The organism is Pontibacter korlensis (genome assembly GCF_000973725.1).
GTDB lineage: Bacteria > Bacteroidota > Bacteroidia > Cytophagales > Hymenobacteraceae > Pontibacter > Pontibacter korlensis.
This window is the reverse complement of record NZ_CP009621.1, coordinates 4,596,700-4,622,210: the sequence shown is the minus strand read 5'-3', so window position 1 is coordinate 4,622,210 and position 25,511 is coordinate 4,596,700. Positions and strand designations below refer to the sequence as shown.

The following is a 25,511-nucleotide window of genomic DNA, read 5'->3' as shown; positions in this document are numbered from 1 at the left end:
TATATAGAAGAAGAAGAAGAAGAAGAAGAAGTTGGCAAAAATGTAAAAGTATAGATGGAATATAATACAGGAAGAAACGACAGTTTTTACTGGTTTGAAACCCATGAAATCAGTTTAGGACAGTTGGTTAAAGAATTGCCAGAACTATTCCTTCAAAAGCATCCTGTAAGCTTATACTTTGACGGAGCACCTGTGAAACTTGAATCAGTTGAGGTAATAGATTCAAGAGCTTTAAATAAAATACCAACGGACAACCATGACCAATGGATATTAACGAAGGAGAAGTCACAAATTACAAACACTACTGACTTCGTGAATTTTACTTATTTCTCATTGGTGGATTGGGACACTGAGATTAATACTTTGCAGAGTGATGATGACAGGAAGTTTATTGAGCTCTACTTTAATGAGCGGAAAAAACTCAAAGAACAGTTTTGGAAGGAAATAGAAGAAATTAATCCTTTTAACTTTATCTCAGATGGCAGTAAGCTAATTTTTGTGACCAGAGATAAAGGTGAAGTAGAAAAAATAAGAAACACTTTTGCCAACCAAGTTCAGCCTTAACCCTTGCTGCGCTATGGGCTTCGGCTGCACAAGCCGTTGTGTGCAATAGGAAGTACAGAATAAAAAGAAATGTCACTTTATAGCTTCTATAGAACAACCTTTGATAAATGGCATAGACCATTCATCTTTTTTGCTTTGGCAGCAGGGCTTTGGGCTATAAGTATGTTCACATCTTCATTTGTGCTACAGCTATCTGGCTTTTTTCTGGTTTGTTTAGCCTTCCTTATTCTCTTTATTTCTACTAATTACCAATTCATAAAAAATCGCTGGGTAAAAGGAATGCTAACTGGAGCAGCATTTTGTATTGGAGCTTTTGCATTAGTTGTTCTTTCAGTAATGTCCTTCTTTATTTCGCAGTCAATGCCTGACCCATTTACTGACGACTTAACAATACCAGAAGGAATAGAATTAAATAAACCTATAGGTTCAGACTTTGACTTTGCCAGAACTGATTCTGTAGTAGAAAGTAATCATCCTGACTTCGTACTGTACAACTCCTTTCAGCCAGGGCTTTATGAATATGACCTGTGGGTTGAAAATACAGAGAGCGGAACAGTTTACCTTAAAGCTTACGAAATAACGAAGAATATCCCCTTGTCATCAGGTAGATTACCAAAGGCAAGTTCTATCGAAATAGCCGATTCGAAAAAGGAATTAACAAAGTATGGGACGACAGTTAACTTCACAATCTACGAAGGAGACTGGGGCAAGCCCTATGCAGCAAGATTTGAAGTATGGCTTAAACCTGCAAGCGGTAATCCAGAAAGAAAGTTGATGGAGAAGAACTATATCATAGAAGGCTGGCAACGGTAAAAGAAGAACTACAGCACACAACAAGGTTTATACCTTATGCTTCGGCTGACAGCCTTGCACATGGTATACACTAGACGTTAGCAGTATTTAAAAAAAATAAAATATCATCAACTTATATAAATGAAAAAGCTTTTTCACCTTCCACTGCTTCTTACCCTGCTCTTATCAGCCTGTGATAAAGAAGACACAAAGCCAGCAGATACAGCAGCCGAATTGATAAAGGGGAAGTGGACCTGTACCACCTTAACAAAGAAGTACTATGATGAACAAAAGAATTTGATACACCAGGTAACGGTTGATATGGGGTGGTACTATGATTTTGATGGAAGGTACCGAAAAATCATTATTCCTTCTGACGAACGGGTAAAGCCTGCGACCTTTGATGAAGTCTTCGTTGATGAATATGTTGTAGTGGAAGTAGACGAAAAAGATTACTTCTACCAAGTTCATGAGGGAGTCAAATACACCCCTGTTGAGATTATAGGCATATCAGATTCAAGAATGACTTGGATTCAGCACGATTGGATACCAATATTCAACGATGGCACAGGTGAAGTAACTGCGGATAGTGCAGCCCAGGTTATCAAGTTTGTTAGGAGGAAGTAAAAAATAATTTCTCCTAACGTGTTGGTATAGCAGTCATGCTTCGGCTGGCGCCTTGCCATCTGCTATACCAACACGTTAGGAGAAAAAAAGACGTAGTACAACAAGGTTCATAGTTTAGGCTTTGGCTACGCCTCGCACATCGTCTACATCAGCACGTTGGACAGCAACAACAAAACATAATGCTGTTGTTGCCTTATGTATCCCTTGTTCCGATAAGCCCTTTGGATTTTGAGTAGAGGTGGTGAATAACCGCAAAATTAACCACTTATATTCATGCTGTGTTCTAGCATACGCCGTTGCGGACGTGTTGGAACATGCTCTCCTGTGCTGTTGCAAAGGGTTATCTAGTATTGTTGCTACAAGCCCGCAACGGCTCAACAATAGACTTTTACCGCTCCTACAGCCGTTTTAATGACATATCACACCGGCCTTTTTACTTCCTGTCAAAGGTATTTTAAGCTACAGGGGCTTTTAAAAGCCTGCTAGTGGGGGAGAGGTGCCAAGTTTCTATTGCAATTTTCGTGTCTTGCCTTAGAAAACATACCACCCGCTATGCAGTACACCGTACTCCGGCCGAAACAGTCCATGAACAAGGCATGCTAGGCTAGCCTGCATCAGGGACTGGTAGGCAAAACCAGCAGGAAGTCGGCTATATCCAGCCCCTCCTCTCTTTGCCGCTCACTGGCAATACGCTCTAAAAGGTCTGATACTGTGAAGGAAGCGATGTCCTGTAGCCCCTGCGCCTTCTCCTTCCACTTCTCATAGCCGCCCAGGTCCGGGAATAACGTGACCTCCCTGCCTTTCAGCACCCGGCACCGCTCCGCCGTCAGCATGGACAGGCCGCCCAGCGCCAGCCATACGTACCTGGGCAGGAGCAAAGAGCAGATAATCGCCGTTTTCTCGCTCTCCACCACGGCCACCGGCTTACTGGGAAACTGACCTAGCAGGTGCTCTCCGAACAGGCACTGCCTCAGGTTATACTCCTCTAGGCCCAGCGCCTTGTGCACCCAGGTGAGATGCGCGTACGGCTTCTTCACGCGCTTGCCCGTGCTCTTGTCGTAGAGCATGATCTTGCCCGTCCTGACCTTCCCCTCCCGGTCTAGCTGCCAGAAGATCGTGGCGCCTGGCCACTTTTTGGACGTGCCGACGTGGTAGCGCGAGATCAACTTTTCTGCTGCCTCCTTTCCGAACCTGCCTCTTAAAAAGAGGGTAAAGTTGTTCTGGCCGTAGTGCCTGCGGCTTTCCCTGAACTTGTCATCGGGAATGTAGGAGACAGGCAGCTGCGCATCGCTTGGCTTCCTAAGAAGCATGTTAGGATTGCCACTAGGCTGGACTTTGCCGGCTGTGGGGTGTGCCCAAGTTAAGCTTTCCTTTTCCTGCAGGTGCGGGTTATCGGCAAAGTACTGCTTGGGGGTGTAGTGGTAGCCGCACTTGCTTTTCCGGTTGCAGCTGCCCACGCTATCATGCAGGTGCCGGCCCGTCTCGGTGTCGATGTAGCGCGTGAACTGCCTTTTTTTTCCGCAGCTGGGGCAGGAAAAGCGGGTGCTGCGGCCGTTGCCGTAGGGCTCAAGGGTGAAGCGGTGTTGGGTCATAGCAGAGGTAAGATATGAAAATGCAACTGTGTTAAAGCAGTTTCTCGTACTGGCCGTGCGCCGGCCTTGCAAACAGGGTCTTCTAGGTCAGGAACTTCTTGAAGGTGCGGTCCGGCACCCCCAGCCGCTGGGCTGTGGTCAGGCCCTCGGCTGTAGAGAAACCCTGCGGAAGTTGCTCGTAGAGCCTTCTTTTGCCGTTGTCAAAGCGGTCCAGCGGGTCCTCCCGGTGCACGATGAGCTGTACCACCTGCGCCGTCTTCCTGAAGTACTCCACCAGTTTGATGGCTCCTTCTACGGCTCTTTCCTCTATCGCCGTTCTCTCCGCCTCGTTGCAGCTGTAGGCCATCAACTGCAGGACGAGGGCAAGGCGGATGGTGTAGGGCTCCAGCTTGGTATAAACGCCCTTTAGCGCCTCGCTCTCGGCCTCATTGCATAAATCCGTGTTATGGCCCTGCCACTCCTGCAGCCTTGCCCATGCGGCTTGCGAAAAGTGAAGCTGCCGAGGCACCGGCGTATCCCACTCATCCACTTCCAGCTTCAGCTCCAGCAGAAAGGAGAGGTATTTCTCCCAGTTGTAGGTGTGTACCGGGTCAAGCGCTGTGTGGCTCCAGCGCTCCTTTCTCACGTCCTCGGGCATGGCGAAAAGGAAGCGGGCCAGAAAGTCGTTGTCTGACTTGCCGTCCTTGGAGAGCTGCAGCAGCACCCCGTTCTGAATGGTGCCGATGATGGGGATGAAAGGGCGCCTGATGCGAAGCGACATTCTGGAGAGGCGGTCCACGCTAACGGACTTGCCGCTCCAGGCGCTGAGCCAGAACTCTGTCTCTCCGCCGCTGGAGTAGCGGTTCAGGTTTTTGATGAAGCCGGCCAGCTCATCGACCTGCACGTATACGCCCCTGCTGTTGTGGCTGTGGGCCTCTGTGAGTGCCTCCTGCGTGAAGTCGGAGACGAGTATCTTCCTGAGCACAGGCTTTTCAATTTCTTCCTGCTGGGCCGGGTCGCGCTGCTTTTTGGACATCCCCGATGTGATCTCTCTAACTGCAATTAGCTGCCTTAATATCAACTACTCATATCATAAACTCAAACTACGCCTCATTTACCTTGCCCTCCTGTACTAATCGTTTACCTACTCCTCTAAGTGAGTTTTCACCTCGTTGGAAACATGAAGAAAGGAGCTGCAAATCATTGGTGTATTTTAAAACCTTACTTAAAAACTCAAATTCTTTCGCTGACCAAGGTTCATATGCTCTTGCATAAACAGTTCGTGCTTGGATGATATAGTCTGAAAGGAGTGGGGGATGCTTTTGCATCCCTAATTCAGTAATTTTTTCTTTTAATTGATTAATTCCCTTATCCGAGAGGGTACAAAATGTCGGTTGCTCAAAGTAATCAACATTGTCCCACGGTTTTACTTTTGGAGCAACAACCAAAGCCGCTGAAATGTCATGATTATCTTGTGCCAATTGAGCTATAATTGGTTTTAAGGATGTGTAAGTAAACTCATGTCTGAGTGAGCCATAAAGTTCATGCTTTGTAATCTCACTGTTTTTGAACTGCTTGCTGCCCAATAGATATTTTGTTAGTTTACTTACAGTGGGCACCAAACTAGCGGCCTTCATAACACCTGTCACAGCCATCACAGTTTTTACATCCACTGAGGTTGCCGATTTAGGGCTAAGCTGCTGATTCGGAATTGGTCTCACATTCAATGCATCAAGATCCACCTGAAGGGCTCTAATAATTTTCCGCTCGTTCAATATGGATTCATTCTCTAAAAGTTCACCGGTGAAAGGGGAACATCCTTCGGCCAATGCATCCAGAATAATATAAGCCTCTTCTTTATTCATATTCGCAACTAGTAAGGGAAGAATTTTCTATACTGTGTTTGTCTAGATTAGACCTGTTAGTTTGTCTTGTAAGAAAGAGCCTTGGCAAAACCACTCGATATTCTTTCCCGTCATCCTCGCAATACCAAACTACAACATGCGCTATTTCGGCTCTTTGTAGGGTATAGCCTTGGGTAAATAACTTGGCGAGTTCTTGCTTAAACTTTTGAGAGAAGGCTACGACAGGAGCAGCTGTGAACAACAAACCATCTGCGGAATCTCTTGGCAGCTCTAGAGAAGTACCAGCCTTTAGTTGTTTAACCAACTCTTTAGTATGCGGCTGCATATAGAAACCTAGTTTCACATCCTTCATACTCGTTTCCAGTCGCAGCTCTTTCGGCGCCGGGTATAGGGTATGGTCTTCGACTTTCGTCAGCTGATCAACTTTTATCTGGTCAAAATAAGACTGGTCAGTATGGATATGCAGGGATTGCTTGGCTCGGGTAATGGCCACATACACGACACGCTTATTCGACTCTTTCTCCAGCTTGTAATTTTTTAGTAGCAAAAACACATGGTCAAACTCCTTTCCTTTGGCCTTGTGCATGGTAGATACTAATACCTTTTTCGCCTCCGGGTAAATAAAATCCTCGGCACGTGCTTCCTGTACATAAGCTAGCCAGTCCGACCAGAACTTTCGCTCGCCGCTAATGCGCTCAAATTCAGCTATCACCTCTAAGCTCAGGCCTAAATTAGATGAACCGGATAACTCCTGCTCCATCCGGTTGCGGCTTTGCTCCCAGTCCTCCTTCGCGATAAAGCCAAGCTCGCTGCTAACTTTATCGCGTATGTACCAGCTAAAGCACTTCATTTCCAGCAACTGTCGCAAAGAGAAGCCATCCTGCGCCATGATTAGGCGGCTAGGTATAGTATATTGAAGCAAGAGGTTTTGTACTAGCAGGGCTTCCTCATTGGTATGCGTTAGCACGGCTACGGTACCTGTAAGCTTTTGCTTTACTACATCCTGCACCAAAGGAGTCACCAGGTCAGAAGTAGGCTTGTAACGCGTCAGGCGGATATCTCCAAAGGTCTGCTTATAGGCCATCAGGGGCAAATCAGCTTTTAGCCTGTCGGATTTGAAAAGCTTTAGAAATTGATTAGAGAAATCTACCAGGTTAAAGCAAGCCCGGTAATTAGTGCTGAACAGGTACTTTTTTGCCTGTTTTTCCCGCACAAAATCACGCATAAAGGCCACGGAAGAACCCCTGAACTCGTAGATGTTCTGATCATCGTCTCCCACCACGATCACGCGCACATCGTCAGCCAACTCGATAATCTTGTTCAGGAAGTCGTACTCCTGCTGGCTGATGTCCTGGTACTCATCTACCACAATCACGCTCTTGCACTTGAGCCGGTCGCTTGGAACATCGTCGTTTGCCAATCCCTCTGTAGCCTGCTTGATAACATTGTCAGATTTCTTCAGATCGCCAACTCGGCCCAAAAGCTGAAAGGCAAAGCCGTGGTAGGTATAAATGTCTATGTGGTAGGCTGACTTGCCGATCAGCTTATGCAGCCTTTCTTTAAACTCGGTAGCGGCAGGGCGGGAGAAGGTCAGCATCAGGAATTGCTCCGGCTTGATGTCCTCCATCATCAGCAAAGCGGCCACCTTGTGCACCAGCACCCGCGTTTTACCGCTGCCAGGGCCGGCACCCACTAAAATGTGAGGGCTCTTGTTGTCTTGAATGACTTTTAGCTGGCTTTCTGATAGAGCCCCGAAAATTTCCCGGTACTTCTTATCAGTAATAGGCTGTTTTATCTTACCCTTAGCATTTCGGAAATGCCGTTGCACAAACGCCTCATAGCCCAGACGGAAATAGTCATCCACGAAGCTAAGGGCTTCGATGTGGTTGCGGAGCTGCTTTTTGGCGTACTCGCCTATGATATGGATCTGCTCTACCTTTTTCTCATAATGACGCTCCAGCTTGCTGTAGTCTTCAATGGTATACTGCTTTCTGTTATCCTCTATGAGCCGCTCAATGGTCATCGGGTTATAGAGTACAAACAGACCACCTTCCAGTTTGATGGAGCCAATGATGTGCAGGTATAGCAGGTCAGCCTCATACTCCGTGAGCGAGGCTTTCGGCAGCATGATGTTATTCCGCTCCACCTGCTTTTTCATCTCCACCATCGAGAACTCGAGGGCAGCCTCATCCTGCTTCTGTTTATTGGCTATTTCGAGCGCGTTCTGTTGGCAGAGCCACTGCACGACATCTGCTGACCGGGTAAGGCGGTCATGAATTGCTTTCTTTATCTCCTGCTTTTCTTTGCGGAAGCCAATGCGGTAAAGCAGGGTATGGGCATCCAGCCGCTCTTTCTTGATGTAATGCTTGTGCTCCCAGAATTGCAGCAGGTTCCTGATCGCCTCTATGGAACTGTCATCACATCCTTTGTCAATCAGCTTCTCATTAATGTCCCGCAGGTGCATCTGGAAAACAGCCGGTGAATCCTCAGATGGTAGCAATGCCTCCAATAGCGCCTTCTCCAGTTTCGCATAGCGCTGGTAGCAACGCTCAGAGTTCTTCTCGCTTCGGGCAGGGTTTATGAGTGCTGTCAGATCTCTGGTATCGCCAAGCAAACCGAGCTCCTTGAAGTAAAGCAGGATCCTAACTACTGTTTCTTTTTCAATACCCAAATGATCAGAAAGCGCGTCAACCATCGTGTCTTCGCGGGAGATGAGGTACTGAAAGATCCTTACAGCCTGTTGTAGTTGATCGCCCGGAAATTTGTCTGGGTTGGCCTGTATGATTTTATTCGCAGCCTCTACATTGCGCACCAGGATACTTTGAGCAAATATCCGGGGCGAGTCCATTTGCCGCTTTAGGTAGCCTACATCTTCCAGCGCGGCTATGGCGGCCTTAACCTGCGTTTCCAGGTTCATCATATCTGTGTCCCAGCCAGCCTGCTTGGCCAGTTCCAAGGCAGATTTCGTGAACTTCAGCCGCTTAAAATCCTTTACAGCTTTCCATATCTGCCCAACCTCTTTTTTGGAAAGCTTTGTTTGGTTTAAGAGAGCAAAGTGATCGTTCAGATCGTTCTCATCGAAGAGCAAATGGCAGTCAGCCTGTAAGTCTGGCTTTCTGCCAGCACGACCTGCCTCCTGCAGGTAGTTCTCCAGTGAGTCTGAGATGTCATAGTGCACGACCAGCTTTACGTTTTCCTTATCAACGCCCATCCCGAAAGCGGAGGTGGCCACAATCACATTGGTGTCGCCAGCCATAAAGCTGTCCTGAATCCTGATCTTCAGATCAGACTCCATTCTGCCATGAAAAGCTGCAGCTTTGATCCCTGACTTTTTAAGCTCCTCCGCAACAAACTCAGCCGTCTTCGTTCGGCTCACATACACAATGGCCGGCTCCGTCAGGTCCTGCAACAGGTCTTTTAACTGCTGTAGCTTGGCTTCCTTTCCTTCGGCTTTTGAGGCATTGTAGGTCAGGTTTTTACGGGAAGCATTGGTTTGGTACAGCTTAAGATCCAGATTCGTCTGCTCCTTGAAATATTTCACAATATCCTGCACTACCTCAGGCTTAGCCGTGGCGGTAAAGCAGGAGACAGGTATAGGATGTTGCAGGTTCTTTGCTTCAGCCAGTTCCTTTAAGAAGCGACCGATATAGAGGTAATCTACCCGGAAGTCCTGTCCCCAGGAAGAAAAGCAGTGTGCCTCGTCAATTACGAATCGTTCAATTTGTCTGCCTTTGAGGAGGCGGTAAATGGTATTGGAGCGCAGTGACTCAGGTGAAATATAAAGTAATGTTGCGCCACCTTCCTGCACCGTCTGAATGGCATCAGCACGCTCCAATGGAGAAAGCAACCCATTGATAGCGATGGCAGTGGTTATGTCGAAGCGGTTTCGGAGCACATCCACCTGGTCTTTCATGAGCGCCTGCAGGGGAGATATTACAACGGTTAATCCACGGTTTGCTTCCCCCTTCATGAGGGCAGGCAATTGAAACGTCAGCGATTTACCACCACCCGTCGGGAAAATAGCCACGAGTGATTCTCCCTTTAGTCCGGCTTCAACTACCTGTTGCTGTAGGGGAGTTTGCTCGTTGGGAGTAAACTTCCGAAATCCTTCATAGCCAAAATATTTTTGTAAACCTGCTACAGGCGAAAGATACTTTTCGCAATAGTGGCAGGAGGGTTGCTGGCAGGAAGTGCCTCTGAGCTGTTGTAAAACAGTAACGATCTCCGGAAAGCGGTGCAGGAGCCAGGGCGGAATGATAGAGCCTTGGTTTGGAGCATTGATCAGAGACAGGGCATAGGCTAAAGGAACAGGTAACTGAGTGATGAGTGTGCCCAGGTCTGTGTTCTCGCAGATTCTGTTCTGGAAGTATAATCTAATCTGTTCTTCAAGCGCTTTCTCTTCATTCCTTAACCAAGTGTCCTCTATAAGCTCAAAAAAAGCACTGAATGATGTGTCAGTGTAAAGGAGCCTATTTAAGACTTCTCTTAGCATTGACGGCACATTGTAATAAGCACTAATGCAATCCTGCAGGAGATCTGCCGCTATTTTAGAGTCTTCTACCGGGTTGTTGTAGTGCTCGCTTACCAGGCGGTAGTCTTTAATTAGCCGATGGTAAGGACGGTTTGGGAAGAAGAGCGGCGACAGGTAGAGGGTGTCAATAAAACGCTTATGAAAAATAGGTGCTGGAGCCCCAGCAGATTTTAAGATGGGTAAGTCATGTGCTAGGATGTTATGTCCGCACAGGAATCGTGCATTCTGCTGAAACACCTCAAAATCGTGAACTGATGTGCTGTGCAGGGTGCTGCCTCTAAACCATGCCCCGATGCTTTGGATTCTCGTTTTGGGCTGCTTACTGACTTCAAGATCAAAGAATGCAACGTGCTCCATTTGTATAGCCCCGAGGAGTTGATTAAGCTTTCTTGATTATGTCTTAACATCTGTAATCAAGAACAATTATACTTTAGAATGATGCATTGACACCTCTTACATCAATGCTAGATATTTTATTGTTACCTCTTTAAAGCCATTAACCCAATACAAAATAATTTTATATTTAAGTTTAAAGACATTTATTGTAGGGGTGACTTTATTGAGGATGAAATTTTTGGTTAAATAAAGAAAAAAAAGATAATAAATCTAATATAAGTAAAGCTTGATTTATGTGTAAGCAAAAGTGCTATGTTGTTTGGAAAGGAAAGAGAAGCAGGGGTTTTCGATACTTGGGTTGACTATAAAAAAATAGATGGAGTTTAAAGGCGCACTTTACAAATCATTTGATTCGAGGGAAATAGCGGGAGCTTTGCTCGATTTAGGTTTCTTATAGATCCGTTTGACAAAGAAATGTGATTACATAATCAACTAACCATGATATAGAAAGAGCTGAAGAAGTACTTCTAGCATTAGGTAGGTTGAAATTTAGCGTCCGAATAGTGTCCGAAGTGCTTAAAAAAAGGTACTGTGTTAAAAATCAACACATTTTAGTAGAATCTTCCGTATATTCTATTGCCGAAGGAGAGGCTTTCTCTCCTGATCTCCGGCAGCTATGTTCCTGTCCTGGAATACCGTGTCGTTTTTCCACATGGAGTAGATGAGCAGCAGCAGTTTGCGCTGCAGGCTTACCACGCCCACCATCCTGCTCTCTTTCCCTGCGTTGATGCGCTGGTAAACAGCCCGCAGGGCAGTGTTGTGCCGGCTTGCCACCAGGGCCGGGAAGTAAAGGGCCGCCCTTATCCTGCCGTTGCCTTTCTTGGGTATCCTGGTCTTGCCCCTGACGCTGGTGCCGGACTCCCTTTCCACCACATCGAAGCCGGCGTAGCTGGTGAGTTGTTTGGCGTTGTTTATGAGGGCAAGGCACCAGTGGTTTGCTTGCGCGCCCACTTGAGCAGCTGGTTGAAGCCCCTGGTGCTGTTGTCAAAGGTTGCCACCTGGGAGAAGCACAGGCCGGAGTTGGGGGAGAGTTTGCAAACGCAGGCGGTGAAGCTCAATTTGGCAATGTCGATGCCCACGCACTGTCTTGTGATCTGTTCCATAGCATGAGTGGTTAAAGTGAGCGACCTTTCTTTCTCCCTCGTCTTGCCTTTTGTCTTACACTTGCTTATCCTCATCGATAGCCTTAAGTACTGTCCAGACTCTCAGAGAAAAGGTAAGGGGGAATGGAGCTTCCTTTTTTACGGTATAGTATTGCTGACTTACCTGCCCCTCAGTCTCTCATTCCCCTTGGTCAATGCACCTAGTCTAACTACGATGAAAGGACCATTCTAAAACCTGCTATAAAAGTAAAAGGCCTTCAGCGTTAACTGAAGGCCTTTCGTGTAGACCAAAGGAGTAAATTATCGAACCTTATCAACATGCATTTGATCGCCATAGGTGATTATCCTTTAGTAGAAGAGTAATATGTTAATATTTATATTTTATTGATGATATAGTTCAAGCTTCAGTTGTCTTGATTGTAAAGGCCTTCATCTAGTATAATGATCATAAAAACTGTCAAATCACAAAATAACTATTTATCAAGGGAGACTGAAATAGCCATAGTTTCAGATATTACTTAAAAAACAAAATTTTTTAAATTTAAAATATTTTTTTTCGTACTACTTAATAACAGTATTATGATAAATGGAATTCTATTTTATTGTTTCAGATTTGCAGGTTTTAATCTGAACATCTTAATAATAAGTTACTTTCTGTAATGTAAATACAGAGGAAAGTCATAAACTCTTTAGCAAGAGAAAAAGACCAAAGTGGCTGTATAGCTTATCTTGTATTATTTTTTTAAGTACATGCCCAGATGCATTTAGTATGACCAGAGAATAATTGAATGCAATTGCAGGGTGCCCAGAACCTATAAGCTTCTGCATAATAAATCATTCAAAGCCCTTATAAAAGTATGACATAAAGTACAATCGGAACTTCTGCAAAATTAACATATAGCTTATGAGACTTTTCTTCAAAGGTATAATTCATGTTTTTTGCTGGTTCTTATTTCTTTTTTATACCAGTGCTTACTGCCAAAGTAACACGCAAATTAGGGGATTTGTAGATGCTTCTGCAACTTACTCCAGTAATGGGCTCTTCTTTAGTTTAGGTGAGCAGGATTTGTTTATCACTTCTGATATCAGTGATCGCTTGTCCTTTTTGGGAGAAACTGTTTTCAAGTTTGACCCGTTTTCAGAAACAAATTTCTCTGTAAGCATTGAACGCATTATCTTAAAATACAACATTTTAGGGAACCACAACATACTTTTCGGTAAGCATCATACTCCTGTTAATTACTGGAACGACACCTACCACCATGGAAGGGTTTTCTTTCCAACCATATCCAGGCCTTTGCTTTTCTCCTCTGAACTCTTTCCGCTCCATACAACAGGCGTTAGTATACAAGGCCTTAACTTGGGCCCATTGAAATTTGGCTATGATATTATGTTTGGAAATGGGCTGGGGTCAACAGACGTTATGGATAATGACAGCTATAAGTCTATAACGCTTGCAGGACACATAAAACCAACAAATACCCTACGAATAGGGGTTTCTTATTATCATGATGTCATTGACAAAGGGGTTGAGCTACATAATGGGCAGGTAATGGCCTGGAGGTTGGAAGAAAATTTAGTGACAGGATCCATCGCTAGTTTCGGCAAAAATGTTGAGTTTTTGGTTGAAAGCATGGCAGGAGTCACACATACAGATTCCACGGGAACGCGTAAATCCTTATCTTCCTATATCTATGCAGGATATAAAGCTACTGAAAAGATAATACCTTACATACGTTATGATAACCTCCGTTTTCAGGAAGGAGAATTGGGGTTTCACAAGAATAATACGTCTTCCTATTTAGCAGGAATAAGGTATCAAATAAATTACCTTGCTGTAATCAAATTAGAATACCAACACCAGCGTTCAGAGATGCTTTCACCTGTGAACACAGTATCAACCCAATTCGCCATTGGTTTTTAATGGAGAACTCAAATAAAACCCTCAAGCATACCATGGCCAGATTCCTAGTCTTGTTGCTGATCTTATTAACAGCACCCCAGGCACGTGCTCAAGACACCCTCACTGCTATTGCCCATCAAAACGGGGCACCTGCCGCTTTGTCTTTCAATGAGTTGCAGTCTGTGCTTTTGGGGGAAAAACAGCGTTGGAGCAATGGAACGAAAGTGGTGATTGCGTTGATCAAAACCAACAATACGCTAGGGGCAACAATCTGCAAAGTTGTTTTCGAAATGAAGCCAGACGAGTTAAACAAACACTGGCTTGCCCTAGTCTTTCAAGGAAAGGCATCAGCTCCGTATTTTTTCAACTCTGTTGCTGAATTGGAAGATTTTATCTCACAAAACCCAGGCTCAATCGGTATCACTAACAAAGCCGTCAGCACACCTAATGTCAGGACGGTCACCATAGATAGGAAAGATACTATCTAGGCATAGCGGTGGTAAACAAGGCGATCACATAGTAGTAAATTTAGTTGAAAGGAGTGGCAAATGATCATGAACTTAAAAGCCAAGATATGGCTCACAGTTGCTACCATCGTGTTGATGTTCTCTTTCTTTACACTCTTTTATTTCCCAGACCAGCAGGCAAAGCTCCTTTTGCGGAATTATAACAACGAAGTACAGAACTTAGCCAATACTGTTTCATTGGGAGTCAAGATAGCTATTACCGAGCAGAATTTTGAGGGTGTTCAAACAGCCCTGGAGTTTGTGAAAGGCGACCCGCGGCTGGAGTTCATCAGTATGCTGCAAACAGATACACTCTGGAATGATACCCGTACGTCATATACTATCAGTGAGAAGCTTTTCAAAACCTACCCAGAGAACAACACTTATGGTCCTGCTACTGTAACAGATGAAAGAATCATAGTTAAGCGTTCTCCTTTTGAAAGCTCTATGATGACTGGTGCCATACTGTTAGGTTTCTCCACCGATGTAATTAACTCTAGCAAGGAGCGAATCAAGATCACCTCGCTTTTGGTAAGCGGTGTAGTGTTTGGTATAGGCATCATCATCGGATTCTGGCTATCTAAAAACATCTCTGACCCAGTGCTAGCCCTGCGAAATGCCGCCATACGAGTAGGAGAAGGAGACTTTAGCACAAGAGTGAAAACTGATACCGGGGATGAGATCGGTGAATTGGGGAAGTCGTTTAATAAAATGGTTAAATACTTATCCAAGACTACTAAAAAACTAAGGAAGGCCAACCTTACCTTGGCTGCCACCAATGACACTCTAAAAAACACGGTGCAGGAACTGAAAGACACGCAAGCGCAGCTGGTTCATAAGGAGAAGATGGCTTCACTCGGTGAGCTCACCGCCGGCATCGCCCACGAAATTCAGAACCCGCTTAACTTTGTCAACAATTTCTCAGAGACAAACCAGGAACTAATAGAGGAAATGCTACAGGAATTGATGAGAGGCGACACAGAAGGTGCTATTGCTCTGGCCAGGGACATCAAGGCAAATGAGGAAAGAATTCATATACATGGAAAGCGTGCAGGTGGTATTGTAAAAGGGATGCTGCAGCACTCGAGAACAGGCCCCGGCCACAAAGAACCTATTGAAATCAACGCTTTGGCTGACGAGTATCTCCGCTTAAGTTACCATGGTATACGGGCAAAGGACAAAACATTCAAAATCAAGTTTAGAATTTGCTTCGATGAAAGTATAGGCAAGGTGGAGGTGGCTCCCGAAGAGTTGGGAAGGGTCCTGCTTAACCTTTACAATAATGCTTTCTACTCCATTATAGAAAAGAAGAAACAATCGAAGCAGGCATTTGAGCCAATGTTGGAGGTAACGACCAGGAAATTAAAAAATGCAGTAGAGATATCGGTAAAGGATAATGGTTTAGGCATACCTAAACAAATAATTGGAAAGATCTTCCAGCCTTTCTTTACTACCAAACCAGCTGGCGAGGGCACAGGCTTGGGCTTATCTATCAGCTACGACATCATCACCAAGGGACACTGCGGCGAGTTGGAAGTGGAGGCTCAGGAGGGAGAGTTTACAAAGTTCACTATCAGGCTGCCCTTGGTCAATAATTCCAAAGAATAGGCGCCAGAGTAATTGTGATTGGCACATTACTCCATTGCTTAGTGAATGCGAACGTAAAATAGTACTCGGAGGAATTCTGTACTTTTCTCCCCTCCAACTATGTCTTTGGATAATGAGGCAGTAGAGTCGCACACCAAGGGTTGGCGATGCAGTTTATGAACTAAGAGTAGTTTGCGGGGTGGTATGGTGCTACTGCGGAGCAGAAGAAGAGGCCGAAGAGCTGCTGCGGCCGGTGCGGGAAGCGCATCCTCCCCGGTTTGAGCATTTAGGTACAATGCCTTATCTTTCCGTACAAAGTGCCTTTGATGCTTTTTATCCGAAAGGGTACAACTGGTACTGGCGGGGCGACTTTGTGAAAGCAATAGCCGATGAGGCAATTACCAAACCTGACATGCTTGGCAATAGCCGATGAGGCTATTGCCAAGCATGTCAGGTTTGGTAATGACTTACCCACGATGCTATTATCCATGCACCTGTACCCAATCGATGGAGCTGTTAATCGGATGGGCAGGCATGATACTGCTTTCAGCTTCCGGTAGGCCAACTGATCAGAGGTGATGGTAGGTGTTGATCTGGATCCGGCTAACAACAAGCGGATCACAGACTGGGCAAAGGCGTACTGGAATGCCACTCACCCCTACTCCCTCGGCGGCACCTGTGTAAACTTTTTGATGGAGGAAGGCCAGGAGCGGGTGAAAGCTACCTACCGGGACAACTATGACCGGCTTGTGCAGGTGAAGAGAAAGTACGACCCGACAAACCTATTCCACATCAACCAAAATATTGTACCTTAACCTTAAAGGCAACTGCTATTGTTCTGGCAAATCTTTCCTGTCTACTTTATATTAATTGCTGTGCCAGCTATACAGCCCTGTTGGTGAATGATGTGTAAAAGTGTTTGAACTGTTAAAGGCAGATTACAAATTGCACCGGTCACTAACCCATGACGAAGGGGAGCGGAACTAGTGTCCGCAGATAATAAAAAAAGCCCCTCAGTTGCTGTTGAAGGGCTTTTTTGTAGACCAAAGGACTGAATTATTGAACCTTATCCACATTGATTTTACGGCTCTAGTTGACTATCTGATGGTAGGAGAGAAGTTTTAAAAATTTTGTTTTAAAGATAGTTTTTCCTCAAAACTAATAGGTTCCAAATATTGGAGGTAGATTATTATAAACAATGGCCCTTGTTTACGATAACATAGATATTGCAGATCACTGTAAGCTTACCTGAAGTTCGGCCATTTAAAAGTTGGAAAAACTACTAATTCTAAATTGAATGAAAAAGACAAAGTTCACCGAGACACAGATCATCAAGGTTATCAAAGTGCACGAGAATGGGCGCAATGCCCAGGAGCTATGCCGGGAGCTTGGTATCACCACGGTCGCTTTCTACAAATGGCGCCAGCGCTATGGGGTCCTGGAAGTAAAAGAGCTAAAGCGGATGAAGGAGCTGGAGGAGGAGAATGCCCGCCTCAAAAAGATGTTCGCCAAGCTCTCCCTGGTACACCACGCGCTAAAGGACGCGGTAGAAAAGAAGGTTTAGGGCCTGATGAGAAAAGTCTCATTTACACTCCCAACACTGTCCGAAAAATGGGGTACTTACATCTCTGCAGCCTGACTAGTGCTGACAGGCCTGTTGGATTGTAGGCCTCGCCGTCTTCTCTGACAGTTAGCTTCACCTCCTGCTCTCCTATGTAGGGGAGGGGCAGGGGAGCCACTCTGACTTTCTTGCCTGCCTTCACTTTCATCCAATGGCCTGCCTTGGGGAGCGGGACCTGAAGCTTAATGCAAGTCTTCCTGAGGCCGTTATCAGAGAGGCCGTACCTTTTGGCTAGTGTGGTCATCGGCTCTTTCCAGACCATGTTGTAAAGCTCTTGTCTAGTGATAATAACCTGCTCCATTCATCTTGTGGTTTTACAGAATAGCTAATAATATATCTTATATCTTTAGTACATGTTACACTATTAGCTATTTATTATTTTTGGTCTAAATTGGTGTGTATGCATGACAGATTTGAGGATATAGATTATTGGAAAGCCATCATACTTTATGGTCTGAATGCGGCTACCTACAAGATTGCCCTTGGTAAGACTCTTCTGGAGCTAACGAAGCATAACAATGAGTCCTTGGAGTGGTCTACTTTAGCAAAAGCGTACCTTGACAACTACATCAATCGGCTTTCTGCTAATCCCTTGCCCCAGCAATCTAATCCTAGCAGAAGGACTGTAATGGAGCGCATTACCACCCAACTCAGGTTAGGGACTATTACCTATGAGGAAGCCTTGGGTATGGTCGAGCGTGAGGCTTTCAACGATGTGATCCCAAGGTTCCACACCATAGGCGTTAACAAGCTGATGGGAGCCGAGAAGTTCTACCACTTTGACCATGGCAAGAAGCTGTACCTGCACGACAGTCTCTTCAGGATCCATGAAAGCAGCAGCGGAGAGCTTTATAAGGAGCTTGATGCCAGGTGGAGCCTTTTGGAGGGTGCTTTCCAGATGGGCCATGACAACTGGGATTTGGCTAATGACATAAGGGAGATATACATCAAGAAGGGAACCGAGAGAACCAATATCACAGGCAATATTCCCTTCCTGAACGGCTATCAGGGGAATGTGTGCTTTTACTGTGGGGAGCAAATGGCTCCATCCGACATCCACGTAGACCATGTGCTGCCAAGGCAGGTTGTAATGCATGATGAAATATGGAACCTGGTTCTGAGCCACAGCCTCTGTAACCTCCATAAGGAAGATTTTTTGGTGGGAAAGCACTATCTTGAAAAGCTGATTGACCGGAATGAGAACATAATGGGGAGCAATCATCCCTGGAAGCACAAGATATCAGCGTCACTGGGTGCCACAAAGGTAGCCAGAGCAAAGAGCACCTACTATCACTATGAGAATGTTAGGCAGGTGCTGGGCAACAGGTACTGGGAAAATAGTCCCACGTACAACCGGGCAACGGACCCCTTTTACAAGAAACTCATCACCCAATTGAACAACAAGCCATGAGTGTGTTTAGCAAAATACCAGAAGACAGGGTCATTTATAGAGGGAAGAGCTTCTTCCTTATAAGAGACGCTTTTCCTGTATCTCCTGGTCATACGCTTATTATTTCCAATGAGGAAAAGACTGATTTTTTTCAGTTAGATGAAGATGAAAGGGGCGAACTAACAGAGCTTATTATAACAGCTAGAAAATTAATAGAGAGGGAGCTTTCACCGGATGGTTACAACATTGGCATGAACTGCGGAGAAACAGCTGGGCAAACAGTGATGCATTTCCATTGTCATGTAATTCCACGATATTCTGGAGACATGGAGAACCCTAGAGGAGGAATCAGACACTGTATAAGCGGTAAAGGGTACTACTAGAGTTTACCATAAGTGATGGTTAAAGGATTTATTTTTATCTACTAAATAGAAAGTTATGGGGCCAATCCGCTGCAGGCAGGTGTAGGGGTGTAAGCATGCAGTAGATACTTACAGGATAGAAGATAAAAGCTGTCAGGTATGTAAATACACAAAGAATTCGACGATTAGATCCTAAAACAATACTTTCAATACAATTTTAGCGTCCGAATAGTGTCCGAAGAGTATAAAAAAAGGCCTCCAGTGTGCACTGGAGGCCTTTCGTGTAGACCGAAGGATGGAATTATCGAACCTTATCCACATTGACTTGGCTGCTATAAGCGTTTATCTGAAGGTAGACGATAAGTAGGTACACTACTCTTCTTACTTTACATAAGAGGTGTTATACAGCAAATCCCCTTTCCAACCTCCTGGATGGGGTAAGGCTTTTAGCACTTTCCCAAGAGAGACAGAAAAGAAGCGAGCCCCGCTACCTGCCGTAGGTGTAGGAAAGCCCGAACTGCAGGACCCTGTTGCCCCCAGGCCTATTGAGCACGTACGGCTTACCGGGATCCTCCTGATTGGGTATCTCGTCATGCTCATTGAGGGTGTTGAAACCGTAGCTGTAGCGCGCCTCGATGCCAAGGGCGGGGGTGACGGCGTAGGACATGCCAAGGTTCAAGACTTCCTTTTTCCCCTTCCAGCCTGACATCGCTGTTCTCAAGCCAGAGCATTGCCGCATCTGATAGCTTGTAACCTTTGAAAGTGCCATCGGCATCGTAGAACGGCTCTTTGAAACCAACCATAGTTTGCAGTACCTTATCTTTTAACTGGCCCCGAAACTCAAAGCGCTCCTTTTTGACAAGAGCTGAATCCAACAAAGGTGTTAGGCCGCTTCCCTCATTGTTCTTCAGGTAAATCCAAGTACCGTCTGCCACTCCCTTCACAATGCCTGTCATTTTATAGCTTCCCAAGGGTGAAGTATGTTTCCTGCCTGCACAGTAGCTTAATGTTAACAGACCAAAAAAGAGGGCTGGTAGTAAAAGTTTGTTCATAGGTTTCAAAAGTTGCTCATACTTTAGCTTACACTCAACGTATTGGTGCAGCCGAAGCCCGAAACGTAGCAAGGGTTAAGGCTGAACTCTGTTGGCAAAAGTTATTCTATTTTCTTGGTTAGCTTCACGTTTAACTGCTCAAGTCTCTCCACAAATTCTAAGAAAGTTTGCTTATCTGATTCATTATAAATTTTAACATATACTCTTTGCCCATTGACTTCTAAGTAGTCATAAAGGTCAATTTGGTCCGAAGTGTACCATAGGTGGTCGTACCTGCACAATTGCTTGTACCACATCAGGGGCTTAAAGTTTGACTTCCAGTGTTTATCGCCAACATTGTTCACTTTTATAGTAGTACTCTCTGAAACAGGTATTCGTGTTTTACTTTTACTGAATTGAATCTCACTATTTGTGAGCGTAATTTTACCCATGCTAATAAACCTAAACTTTCGTGCAAAGAACCTGACTTCAAAGAATGAGAGAATCAAGAATATAAGAAAAGTGGCATAGAAAGTAGTTTTAGTAGGGGTGTCAAAAAGTACAGCATAAAAATAGAAGCACATAAAGAAAAGTAGGAAGGAGATGGGTAACGTTGCTATTAGGAGCCACCACGGGAGTGTAATCTAAACTGTGTCATTTCCTTATCATATCGTTTACTGGCCCTGTTGGTGTACTGGTGTGAATCCTTACAGCAACAGGGCCAAACTTTTGAAGTGCGTCTCACTTCAAGTCCAGCTGCATCCTGTCCCCAAACCAGATTGACAACTGCTGGGCTGTCTGGCTCCAGTTGGCAAGGGGCATGACCCACTTTCGGCTGATGTTCTGGTGCGAGAGGTAAATCAGCTTCAACAGGGCCATGTCGGAGGGGAAAGCTCCCTTCGTTTTGGTCACCTTGCGCACCTGGCGGTGAAAGCCCTCGATGGTGTTGGTGGTGTAGATCAGGTGGCGAATCGGCTCGGTGTACTTAAAGTACGTGGAGAGCTTGTCCCAGTTCCGCTGCCAGCTCTCGAGCACCTTGGGGTATTTCTTGCCCCACTTCTCCTCCAGCTCCAGCAGCCGCAGCTCGGCCAGTTCCTTTGACTCTGCCCGGTAGACGGGCTTGAGGTCCCGCATGAACTCCTTCTGGTCCTTGGAGGCCACATACTTGAGGCTGTTTCTGATCTGATGCACGATGCAGCTCTGCACTTCAGTTTTTGGAAAGACACTGGTAATGGCCTCGGCAAAGCCCTTGAGATTATCAATGCAGGCGATGAGCATATCGGCGACGCCCCGCTGCTGCAGGTCCGTAAGCACACTGAGCCAGAAGGTAGCCCCCTCGCTTTCCGAGACGTACACGCCCAGCAGCTCCTTGTGGCCGTGGCGGTCAATGCCTAAAATATTGTAGACGGCCTTGGAGACGGTCCGCCCTTCCTGCCGCACCTTATAGTGCATGGCGTCCAGCCAGACGATGCAGTAGAGCCTGTCCAGCGGCCTTGCCTGCCACTCCTTGACCTGGGGCACGATCTTCTCGGTGAGGGCGGCCAGGGTGTCGTGGGAGATGTCCATGTCGTACATCTCCTTGAGATGAGCAGAGATGTCCCGCAAGCTCATCCCCAGACCGTACATGCTCAGGATGCGGGGCTCGAGGTTCTCGGCCAGCACCGTTTCCCGTTTCTTGATGATCTGCGGCTCGAAGCTTGCCGAGCGGTCGCGGGATGATTCCACCTCGATCACGCCGTCTGAGGTGCGGACCTGCTTGCTCACCTTTCCGTTGCGGCGGTTGCCTTGCTGGCGCTGCTCAGCATTCAGGTGCAGGTCCATCTCCGCATCCAGGGCGGCCTCTAAGAAGTGTTTCAGCAGAGGGCCCAGGGCGCCGTCTTTGCCGAAGGTGGGTTTGCCGCTCCGGAACTCCTCCAGGAACTGGCGCTTGATCCTCTCCAGATCCAGCTCGTTTTTCTCTTCCATGTTGACTGTGTTAAAGGTAATACTCAAATAACCTTGACACAGTTGACATTACACCCTCACGAGCGGCAGCTTTGCTTCTCGCTCTCAGCGCACGTGCCGGCGCACAACTTCTACCGGCGGCTCAAGGACAGGCTCGACCTAGAGTTTCTCTACGAGCTGACGGCTCCCTACTACGGGCGCTGCGGCCAACCCTCCATTGACCCGGTCGTCTTCTTCAAGCTCTGCCTGGTGGCGCGCCTGGAGAACATTGACTCTGACCGCCGTCTCATCGAGCACTGTAGCCTGCGCCTGGACCTGCTCTACTTCCTCGGTTACCAGCTCGACGAGCCGCTTCCCTGGCACTCGACCGTCTCCAGAACCCGGCAGCTGTTGCCCACGGCGCTTTTTGAAGAAGTTTTCACCCGCGTACTTTCTATGTGCACGGAGGCCGGCATGGTGGCTGGCCATACCCAGGCTGTTGATTCGGCCCTGGTCAAGGCTAACGCCTCGATGGGTTCGCTGGAGCTGAAAGTGCCCCCTGAGCAGCTCGAAGCCCGCCTTAGGCAGGTAAGAATCTTCAGCAGCGCTGACCGGCGGGCCAGGTGCGATAAGGCCCCACTCCGAGCAACGCACCCTCACGGCCAGGCAGCCGGAGCTGGACGGGCTCCAGGCCCTGCACGGCAAGTGGCGCGCCCAGCAAAACCTACGTCCGGGCGGCTCCAACAAGGGAGCCAAATACACTTCTAATAAAACCCACTACTCGCCCGTGGACCCTGATGCCCGCATCGCCGTCAAGCCCGGCAAGGCCCGCCGGCTCTGCTACCACCTGCAGCTGACAGTCGATACCAACCGCCACGTGATCAGCCACGTGCTGGCCGACCACGCTGACCGCAAGGACAGCCGCTGCCTGCTCACAGGGCTCACCCACCGGCTGCAGGGGCAGAGCTTAAGGTGCACCTCGCTGCTGGAGGGAGAGGGCATCGCGGCCTTTATCCCGCCCAACGGCCGGTACAGGGGCGCCCCCGAGGGCTTTACCTATGACAGGGAGGGGGACTTCTTTCAGTGCCCGGAGGGCAAGAAGGTTGTTTTTTGCCGGCAGATCAGCAAGACCAAGGATGGTCCGGCCCACTTCAGGTTCTACCGCACCTCGCGTCAGGACTGCAGGGACTGCCCCCTGAAAACGAGCTGCTGCGGCAAACTGCCCTAGAAAAGAATCGCCATCACCTCCTTCCGCGATGAGTACGAACGGACCATCACCCGGATTAGCAGCCGCTGGGGGCGGCGCATGAAGCGGCTGCGGCAGGCCACGGTGGAGCCCGTGCTGGGTACCTTATTAAATCATATGGGCATGCGAAAAGTCAACACCCACGGCCTGGAGCTGGCCCACAAAGGAATGCTTGTGGCTGCTGCGGCCTACAACCTGCAGAAACTGCTGCACTTCACCCCCAGAAGGAGCCAAACAGCCGTCGTCCTCCTGCCCAGGCCCGAGCAGGAGGACGTTTTTTGCTTACATTTCTGGCCAAACCAAAAGGTAACCGTAGAAAAAGGAATAGTAGTCGGAAGATACGAGGGCGTTGTGCAACAGGCACCTGTGTCATTTCTATATTTCTATTTGCTGGCCCTTTTGCTGTTCTGGCATGAGTCTTACAACAAAAGGGCCATTTTCCCAATACAGGTTCTAGAAGTTAGTCGTAGTATTCCCTGCTGGTTGCTGGCTACTGTCCCAAACACAATTCAAACCTCTGGCACCCGAAATCAACCGCTATTCAAACCAAAACCAAACCGTTTCCACCGTCCCAATCTGCCAAATGACAAGGCCCAGGAGTGGTGGCTTTCCCTCCAAATAGAAAACTGCTATATTTAACAGAAGGGCGCGCTGACCGGGCACGCTTTTGTATTCTGGAGCACTACGACCCTTGGGGCCTCAACTTAGTGGGCATAGAGCGGCAGGGGACGCCGGACCACAGGTTCCAGTACAACGGCAAGGAGAAGCAGACGGAGCTGGGGCTGAACTGGACAGACTACGGGGCTAGGATGTATGATGCACAGATCGGCAGGTGGCATGTCGTGGATCCGCTGGCGGACCAAATGCGCCGTCACTCGCCATACAATTACGCATTTGACAATCCGATCAGGTTCATCGACCCGGATGGAATGGCTCCAGCAGGTTGTAACGGTTGTCCTCCCGAGCTACTTAAGGAGCTGCAGGTTATCGAGGGTACCTTTAACTCTATGGGGAATTCTGTGAAAAGCTCTTTAAATAGTGGGGTAAATAGTCTGAAAAGCAGTTTTATAAGTTTGGCGAACGATGTTTCTGTATTACTTACAGGTACTCGTTTGACCAATGATATAGGTGGGAGCAGTGGTAATGAGTCTAGTGGAAGAAATTCACAAGATGAAACGGACGTTACTAATATGCCTGGTGTTGCTGGACAGAAAAACCCTTTCAAAAAATCAGACAAAACCATAGAGACAGTCACAAAGACAGTGGAGGCTGTTAACTTTCTTAATGAGGCTGCTCAAAAAGGGGAGACAGTGTCAAAGTTGGTAGACAAAGCAGCTGATGCTTATAAGAGCACCAAAAAAGTTGAGCCAAAGAAGGACGATACGACTCCTCAGGATTCCGCTTGGCAAACCTCCTATAAAACTGATGCGTCTGGCAGATCCCGAAGAGTAGTAGAAAAAGTAAAACTTAACCCACAAGATTATGAGTAAAAAGAAAGGTAATTCGTCTGGTTTCATTTACTTGAGTGTTACAAGGTGTTCTTTGGTTTTGATTATGCTTTGTTTTGCCTGCACAGAAAAAAGGAGCTACGTACAGCGTGAGTATTATCCTAGCGGGCAGTTGAAAGCCGAAACCGAAGTACTTGACGGTGCTTGGCACGGCAAGAGGGTGGAGTATTACCCAACCGGAAAAACCAAAATAGTAGGCTACTATAAGCATGGTAAAAACCATGGATCCCTTTCCGACTACTACGAGAATGGTTCTTTACAAGGCGAAGTCAATTTTAAGGAAGGGCGCTTGAACGGAGTTTCAAGGTGTTATTACCCTAATGGCAAGTTAGAAAAGATGGTTCCCTACAAAGATGGCAAAAGGGTTGGCTGGGGGAAATTTTATCGTGAAGATGGAAGCTTGGAGTCAATGGAAAGCAAGGTGGTTAATATTTACGAGCAGAATGGGAAGGAAGAAATAAGTCAGGTGCTCAGGTTTGATGAAAGGGGGAAGATTATCAAGGACAACAGCTATTACTTGAGCGTAAGCAGCAACTGCGATACACTTGAGCTGGGTGATACCTGCCAAGTAACTGTCACGCTTGAGACACCTGTGCTTAAAAAGGACATGCAGATGCTCGTAGGTGGATATGATGAATTTTACAAGCTAGTTGATAAGAGTCAGCAGGATACGATCCTTGGTAAGGACTTCAAAGCTACCTATACCTTTGTTGCAAGTAGTAGGGGGCGCCATATGTTGCGGGGACGAGTAGATGACTTTATTGACTTGGTAAAAAGCGATACAGCCTTCGTCCGACGTGAGCGTCGTAGTTTCTTCACAAAGAAGCTTTTTGTGAGGTGAAGCAGAGTTTGTGCTCCTTCATGTTGCTGCTGGATAAAATGGTCCTGCACTACCGCTTGACCAAACTAAAATCAACCCTATTTTAAACCGAAATCAAACCGTTCCTACTGTCCCAGCCCTTAGAACGAAGGCCCGAGAATAGCG

General features: G+C 46.8%; 25 protein-coding genes and 1 pseudogene. 17 read left to right on the top strand and 9 right to left on the bottom strand.

Annotated features, from left to right (window positions below; genetic code table 11):
* The first annotated feature begins 54 nt into the window (after positions 1–54).
* The 3 genes from PKOR_RS19910 (at position 55) to PKOR_RS19900 (ending at position 1,983) form a co-directional block, all read left to right on the top strand.
* Entirely contained in the window at positions 55–564 is a 510-nt protein-coding gene (locus PKOR_RS19910) for a hypothetical protein (RefSeq protein WP_046312999.1), read from the top strand.
* Between the two features lie 69 nt (positions 565–633).
* Positions 634–1,377 carry a hypothetical protein gene (locus PKOR_RS19905; protein ID WP_046312997.1) on the top strand — a complete coding sequence of 248 codons (744 nt, stop codon included), beginning with the start codon at positions 634–636 and terminating at the stop codon, positions 1,375–1,377.
* 120 nt (positions 1,378–1,497) lie between these two features.
* Positions 1,498–1,983: a hypothetical protein gene (locus tag PKOR_RS19900; RefSeq protein ID WP_046312995.1), complete on the top strand. Its 486-nt coding sequence runs from the start codon at positions 1,498–1,500 to the stop codon at positions 1,981–1,983.
* Between the two features lie 614 nt (positions 1,984–2,597).
* On the opposite strand, the gene PKOR_RS19895 is transcribed toward PKOR_RS19900, so the two are convergent.
* From PKOR_RS19895 to PKOR_RS24880, 6 genes are all read right to left on the bottom strand, one after another.
* Positions 2,598–3,575, bottom strand: a complete 978-nt coding sequence (locus PKOR_RS19895) for a DUF6371 domain-containing protein (protein WP_046314687.1) — start codon at positions 3,573–3,575, stop codon at positions 2,598–2,600.
* A gap of 82 nt (positions 3,576–3,657) precedes the next feature.
* Positions 3,658–4,590 carry a DUF3987 domain-containing protein gene (locus PKOR_RS19890; RefSeq protein ID WP_052738977.1) on the bottom strand — a complete coding sequence of 311 codons (933 nt, stop codon included), beginning with the start codon at positions 4,588–4,590 and terminating at the stop codon, positions 3,658–3,660.
* Positions 4,591–4,657: 67 nt separating this feature from the next.
* On the bottom strand, positions 4,658–5,419 hold the full coding sequence (locus PKOR_RS19885; RefSeq protein ID WP_046312993.1) for a hypothetical protein: 762 nt from the start codon (positions 5,417–5,419) through the stop codon (positions 4,658–4,660).
* Positions 5,412–10,307 carry a RecQ family ATP-dependent DNA helicase gene (locus PKOR_RS19880; RefSeq protein ID WP_046312991.1) on the bottom strand — a complete coding sequence of 1,632 codons (4,896 nt, stop codon included), beginning with the start codon at positions 10,305–10,307 and terminating at the stop codon, positions 5,412–5,414. The genes PKOR_RS19885 and PKOR_RS19880 overlap by 8 nt, the downstream gene beginning before the upstream one ends.
* Positions 10,308–10,919: 612 nt before the next feature.
* Positions 10,920–11,219: an IS110 family transposase gene (locus PKOR_RS19875; protein ID WP_235336852.1), complete on the bottom strand. Its 300-nt coding sequence runs from the start codon at positions 11,217–11,219 to the stop codon at positions 10,920–10,922.
* A 38-nt stretch (positions 11,220–11,257) separates the two neighbouring features.
* Positions 11,258–11,449, bottom strand: a complete 192-nt coding sequence (locus PKOR_RS24880) for an IS110 family transposase (RefSeq protein ID WP_148561755.1) — start codon at positions 11,447–11,449, stop codon at positions 11,258–11,260.
* A 904-nt stretch (positions 11,450–12,353) separates the two neighbouring features.
* Here PKOR_RS24880 and PKOR_RS19870 point away from each other — a divergent pair.
* The 6 genes from PKOR_RS19870 (at position 12,354) to PKOR_RS19850 (ending at position 17,009) form a co-directional block, all read left to right on the top strand.
* A complete protein-coding gene (locus PKOR_RS19870; protein WP_046312990.1) occupies positions 12,354–13,373 on the top strand; it encodes a hypothetical protein in 1,020 nt (339 codons plus the stop codon).
* On the top strand, positions 13,373–13,840 hold the full coding sequence (locus PKOR_RS19865; protein ID WP_046312988.1) for a hypothetical protein: 468 nt from the start codon (positions 13,373–13,375) through the stop codon (positions 13,838–13,840). Before PKOR_RS19870 ends, PKOR_RS19865 begins: the two co-directional genes overlap by 1 nt.
* Positions 13,841–13,900: 60 nt before the next feature.
* Positions 13,901–15,466, top strand: coding sequence for a HAMP domain-containing sensor histidine kinase (locus PKOR_RS25120; protein WP_071843170.1), 1,566 nt, complete (start codon positions 13,901–13,903; stop codon positions 15,464–15,466).
* A 368-nt stretch (positions 15,467–15,834) separates the two neighbouring features.
* The gene (locus tag PKOR_RS25360; protein WP_200897394.1) at positions 15,835–16,005 is read left to right on the top strand and encodes a hypothetical protein; all 171 of its coding nucleotides are present in this window, start codon (positions 15,835–15,837) and stop codon (positions 16,003–16,005) included.
* Positions 16,006–16,023: 18 nt separating this feature from the next.
* Positions 16,024–16,260 carry a BBE domain-containing protein gene (locus PKOR_RS25355; RefSeq protein WP_052738974.1) on the top strand — a complete coding sequence of 79 codons (237 nt, stop codon included), beginning with the start codon at positions 16,024–16,026 and terminating at the stop codon, positions 16,258–16,260.
* Positions 16,261–16,742: 482 nt separating this feature from the next.
* Positions 16,743–17,009 carry a transposase gene (locus PKOR_RS19850; RefSeq protein WP_046312987.1) on the top strand — a complete coding sequence of 89 codons (267 nt, stop codon included), beginning with the start codon at positions 16,743–16,745 and terminating at the stop codon, positions 17,007–17,009.
* 22 nt (positions 17,010–17,031) lie between these two features.
* Here the strand turns inward: PKOR_RS19850 and PKOR_RS19845 are convergent, their stop codons facing one another.
* A complete protein-coding gene (locus PKOR_RS19845; protein WP_046312985.1) occupies positions 17,032–17,367 on the bottom strand; it encodes a hypothetical protein in 336 nt (111 codons plus the stop codon).
* 99 nt (positions 17,368–17,466) lie between these two features.
* On the opposite strand from PKOR_RS19845, the gene PKOR_RS19840 reads away from it, so the two are divergent.
* Together PKOR_RS19840 and PKOR_RS19835 are read left to right on the top strand one after the other, a co-directional pair.
* Positions 17,467–18,477: an HNH endonuclease gene (locus tag PKOR_RS19840; protein ID WP_046312983.1), complete on the top strand. Its 1,011-nt coding sequence runs from the start codon at positions 17,467–17,469 to the stop codon at positions 18,475–18,477.
* Entirely contained in the window at positions 18,474–18,839 is a 366-nt protein-coding gene (locus PKOR_RS19835) for an HIT family protein (RefSeq protein WP_046312981.1), read from the top strand. Before PKOR_RS19840 ends, PKOR_RS19835 begins: the two co-directional genes overlap by 4 nt.
* Before the next feature lie 575 nt (positions 18,840–19,414).
* Here the strand turns inward: PKOR_RS19835 and PKOR_RS19830 are convergent.
* Both PKOR_RS19830 and PKOR_RS19820 read right to left on the bottom strand, forming a co-directional pair.
* Positions 19,415–19,870, bottom strand: a complete 456-nt coding sequence (locus tag PKOR_RS19830; RefSeq protein ID WP_046312979.1) for a DUF4369 domain-containing protein — start codon at positions 19,868–19,870, stop codon at positions 19,415–19,417.
* Between the two features lie 720 nt (positions 19,871–20,590).
* Positions 20,591–21,814, bottom strand: a complete 1,224-nt coding sequence (locus tag PKOR_RS19820; RefSeq protein ID WP_046312155.1) for an IS256 family transposase — start codon at positions 21,812–21,814, stop codon at positions 20,591–20,593.
* Between PKOR_RS19820 and PKOR_RS26020 the strand changes: the two are divergent.
* The 6 genes and pseudogenes from PKOR_RS26020 to PKOR_RS23710 all read left to right on the top strand — a co-directional run.
* Positions 21,698–22,120: pseudogene (locus tag PKOR_RS26020) on the top strand (transposase); the annotation flags it as partial. The gene PKOR_RS19820 and the pseudogene PKOR_RS26020 overlap by 117 nt on opposite strands.
* 108 nt (positions 22,121–22,228) lie before the next feature.
* The gene (locus PKOR_RS25695) at positions 22,229–22,540 is read left to right on the top strand and encodes a hypothetical protein (protein ID WP_235337593.1); all 312 of its coding nucleotides are present in this window, start codon (positions 22,229–22,231) and stop codon (positions 22,538–22,540) included.
* 19 nt (positions 22,541–22,559) lie between these two features.
* Positions 22,560–23,000, top strand: a complete 441-nt coding sequence (locus PKOR_RS24870) for a hypothetical protein (protein ID WP_052738972.1) — start codon at positions 22,560–22,562, stop codon at positions 22,998–23,000.
* A 78-nt stretch (positions 23,001–23,078) separates the two neighbouring features.
* Complete coding sequence (locus PKOR_RS24865; protein WP_071843169.1) at positions 23,079–23,657, top strand: transposase; 579 nt, start codon at positions 23,079–23,081, stop codon at positions 23,655–23,657.
* Positions 23,621–24,508 carry an RHS repeat domain-containing protein gene (locus PKOR_RS19810; protein WP_200897392.1) on the top strand — a complete coding sequence of 296 codons (888 nt, stop codon included), beginning with the start codon at positions 23,621–23,623 and terminating at the stop codon, positions 24,506–24,508. Before PKOR_RS24865 ends, PKOR_RS19810 begins: the two co-directional genes overlap by 37 nt.
* Complete coding sequence (locus PKOR_RS23710) at positions 24,501–25,367, top strand: toxin-antitoxin system YwqK family antitoxin (RefSeq protein WP_052738971.1); 867 nt, start codon at positions 24,501–24,503, stop codon at positions 25,365–25,367. Before PKOR_RS19810 ends, PKOR_RS23710 begins: the two co-directional genes overlap by 8 nt.
* The last annotated feature ends 144 nt before the right edge of the window (positions 25,368–25,511 follow it).

Coding starts and splice junctions, on each gene's coding strand:
- PKOR_RS19910 (WP_046312999.1), top strand. CDS start 55: ATGGAATATAATACAGGAAGAAACGACAGTTTTTACTGGTTTGAAACC.
- PKOR_RS19905 (WP_046312997.1), top strand. CDS start 634: ATGTCACTTTATAGCTTCTATAGAACAACCTTTGATAAATGGCATAGA.
- PKOR_RS19900 (WP_046312995.1), top strand. CDS start 1,498: ATGAAAAAGCTTTTTCACCTTCCACTGCTTCTTACCCTGCTCTTATCA.
- PKOR_RS19895 (WP_046314687.1), bottom strand. CDS start 3,575: ATGACCCAACACCGCTTCACCCTTGAGCCCTACGGCAACGGCCGCAGC.
- PKOR_RS19890 (WP_052738977.1), bottom strand. CDS start 4,590: ATGTCCAAAAAGCAGCGCGACCCGGCCCAGCAGGAAGAAATTGAAAAG.
- PKOR_RS19885 (WP_046312993.1), bottom strand. CDS start 5,419: ATGAATAAAGAAGAGGCTTATATTATTCTGGATGCATTGGCCGAAGGA.
- PKOR_RS19880 (WP_046312991.1), bottom strand. CDS start 10,307: ATGGAGCACGTTGCATTCTTTGATCTTGAAGTCAGTAAGCAGCCCAAA.
- PKOR_RS24880 (WP_148561755.1), bottom strand. CDS start 11,449: ATGGAACAGATCACAAGACAGTGCGTGGGCATCGACATTGCCAAATTG.
- PKOR_RS19870 (WP_046312990.1), top strand. CDS start 12,354: ATGAGACTTTTCTTCAAAGGTATAATTCATGTTTTTTGCTGGTTCTTA.
- PKOR_RS19865 (WP_046312988.1), top strand. CDS start 13,373: ATGGAGAACTCAAATAAAACCCTCAAGCATACCATGGCCAGATTCCTA.
- PKOR_RS25120 (WP_071843170.1), top strand. CDS start 13,901: ATGATCATGAACTTAAAAGCCAAGATATGGCTCACAGTTGCTACCATC.
- PKOR_RS25360 (WP_200897394.1), top strand. CDS start 15,835: ATGAGGCAATTACCAAACCTGACATGCTTGGCAATAGCCGATGAGGCT.
- PKOR_RS25355 (WP_052738974.1), top strand. CDS start 16,024: ATGGTAGGTGTTGATCTGGATCCGGCTAACAACAAGCGGATCACAGAC.
- PKOR_RS19850 (WP_046312987.1), top strand. CDS start 16,743: ATGAAAAAGACAAAGTTCACCGAGACACAGATCATCAAGGTTATCAAA.
- PKOR_RS19845 (WP_046312985.1), bottom strand. CDS start 17,367: ATGGAGCAGGTTATTATCACTAGACAAGAGCTTTACAACATGGTCTGG.
- PKOR_RS19840 (WP_046312983.1), top strand. CDS start 17,467: ATGCATGACAGATTTGAGGATATAGATTATTGGAAAGCCATCATACTT.
- PKOR_RS19835 (WP_046312981.1), top strand. CDS start 18,474: ATGAGTGTGTTTAGCAAAATACCAGAAGACAGGGTCATTTATAGAGGG.
- PKOR_RS19830 (WP_046312979.1), bottom strand. CDS start 19,870: ATGAACAAACTTTTACTACCAGCCCTCTTTTTTGGTCTGTTAACATTA.
- PKOR_RS19820 (WP_046312155.1), bottom strand. CDS start 21,814: ATGGAAGAGAAAAACGAGCTGGATCTGGAGAGGATCAAGCGCCAGTTC.
- PKOR_RS25695 (WP_235337593.1), top strand. CDS start 22,229: ATGTGCACGGAGGCCGGCATGGTGGCTGGCCATACCCAGGCTGTTGAT.
- PKOR_RS24865 (WP_071843169.1), top strand. CDS start 23,079: ATGAAGCGGCTGCGGCAGGCCACGGTGGAGCCCGTGCTGGGTACCTTA.
- PKOR_RS23710 (WP_052738971.1), top strand. CDS start 24,501: ATGAGTAAAAAGAAAGGTAATTCGTCTGGTTTCATTTACTTGAGTGTT.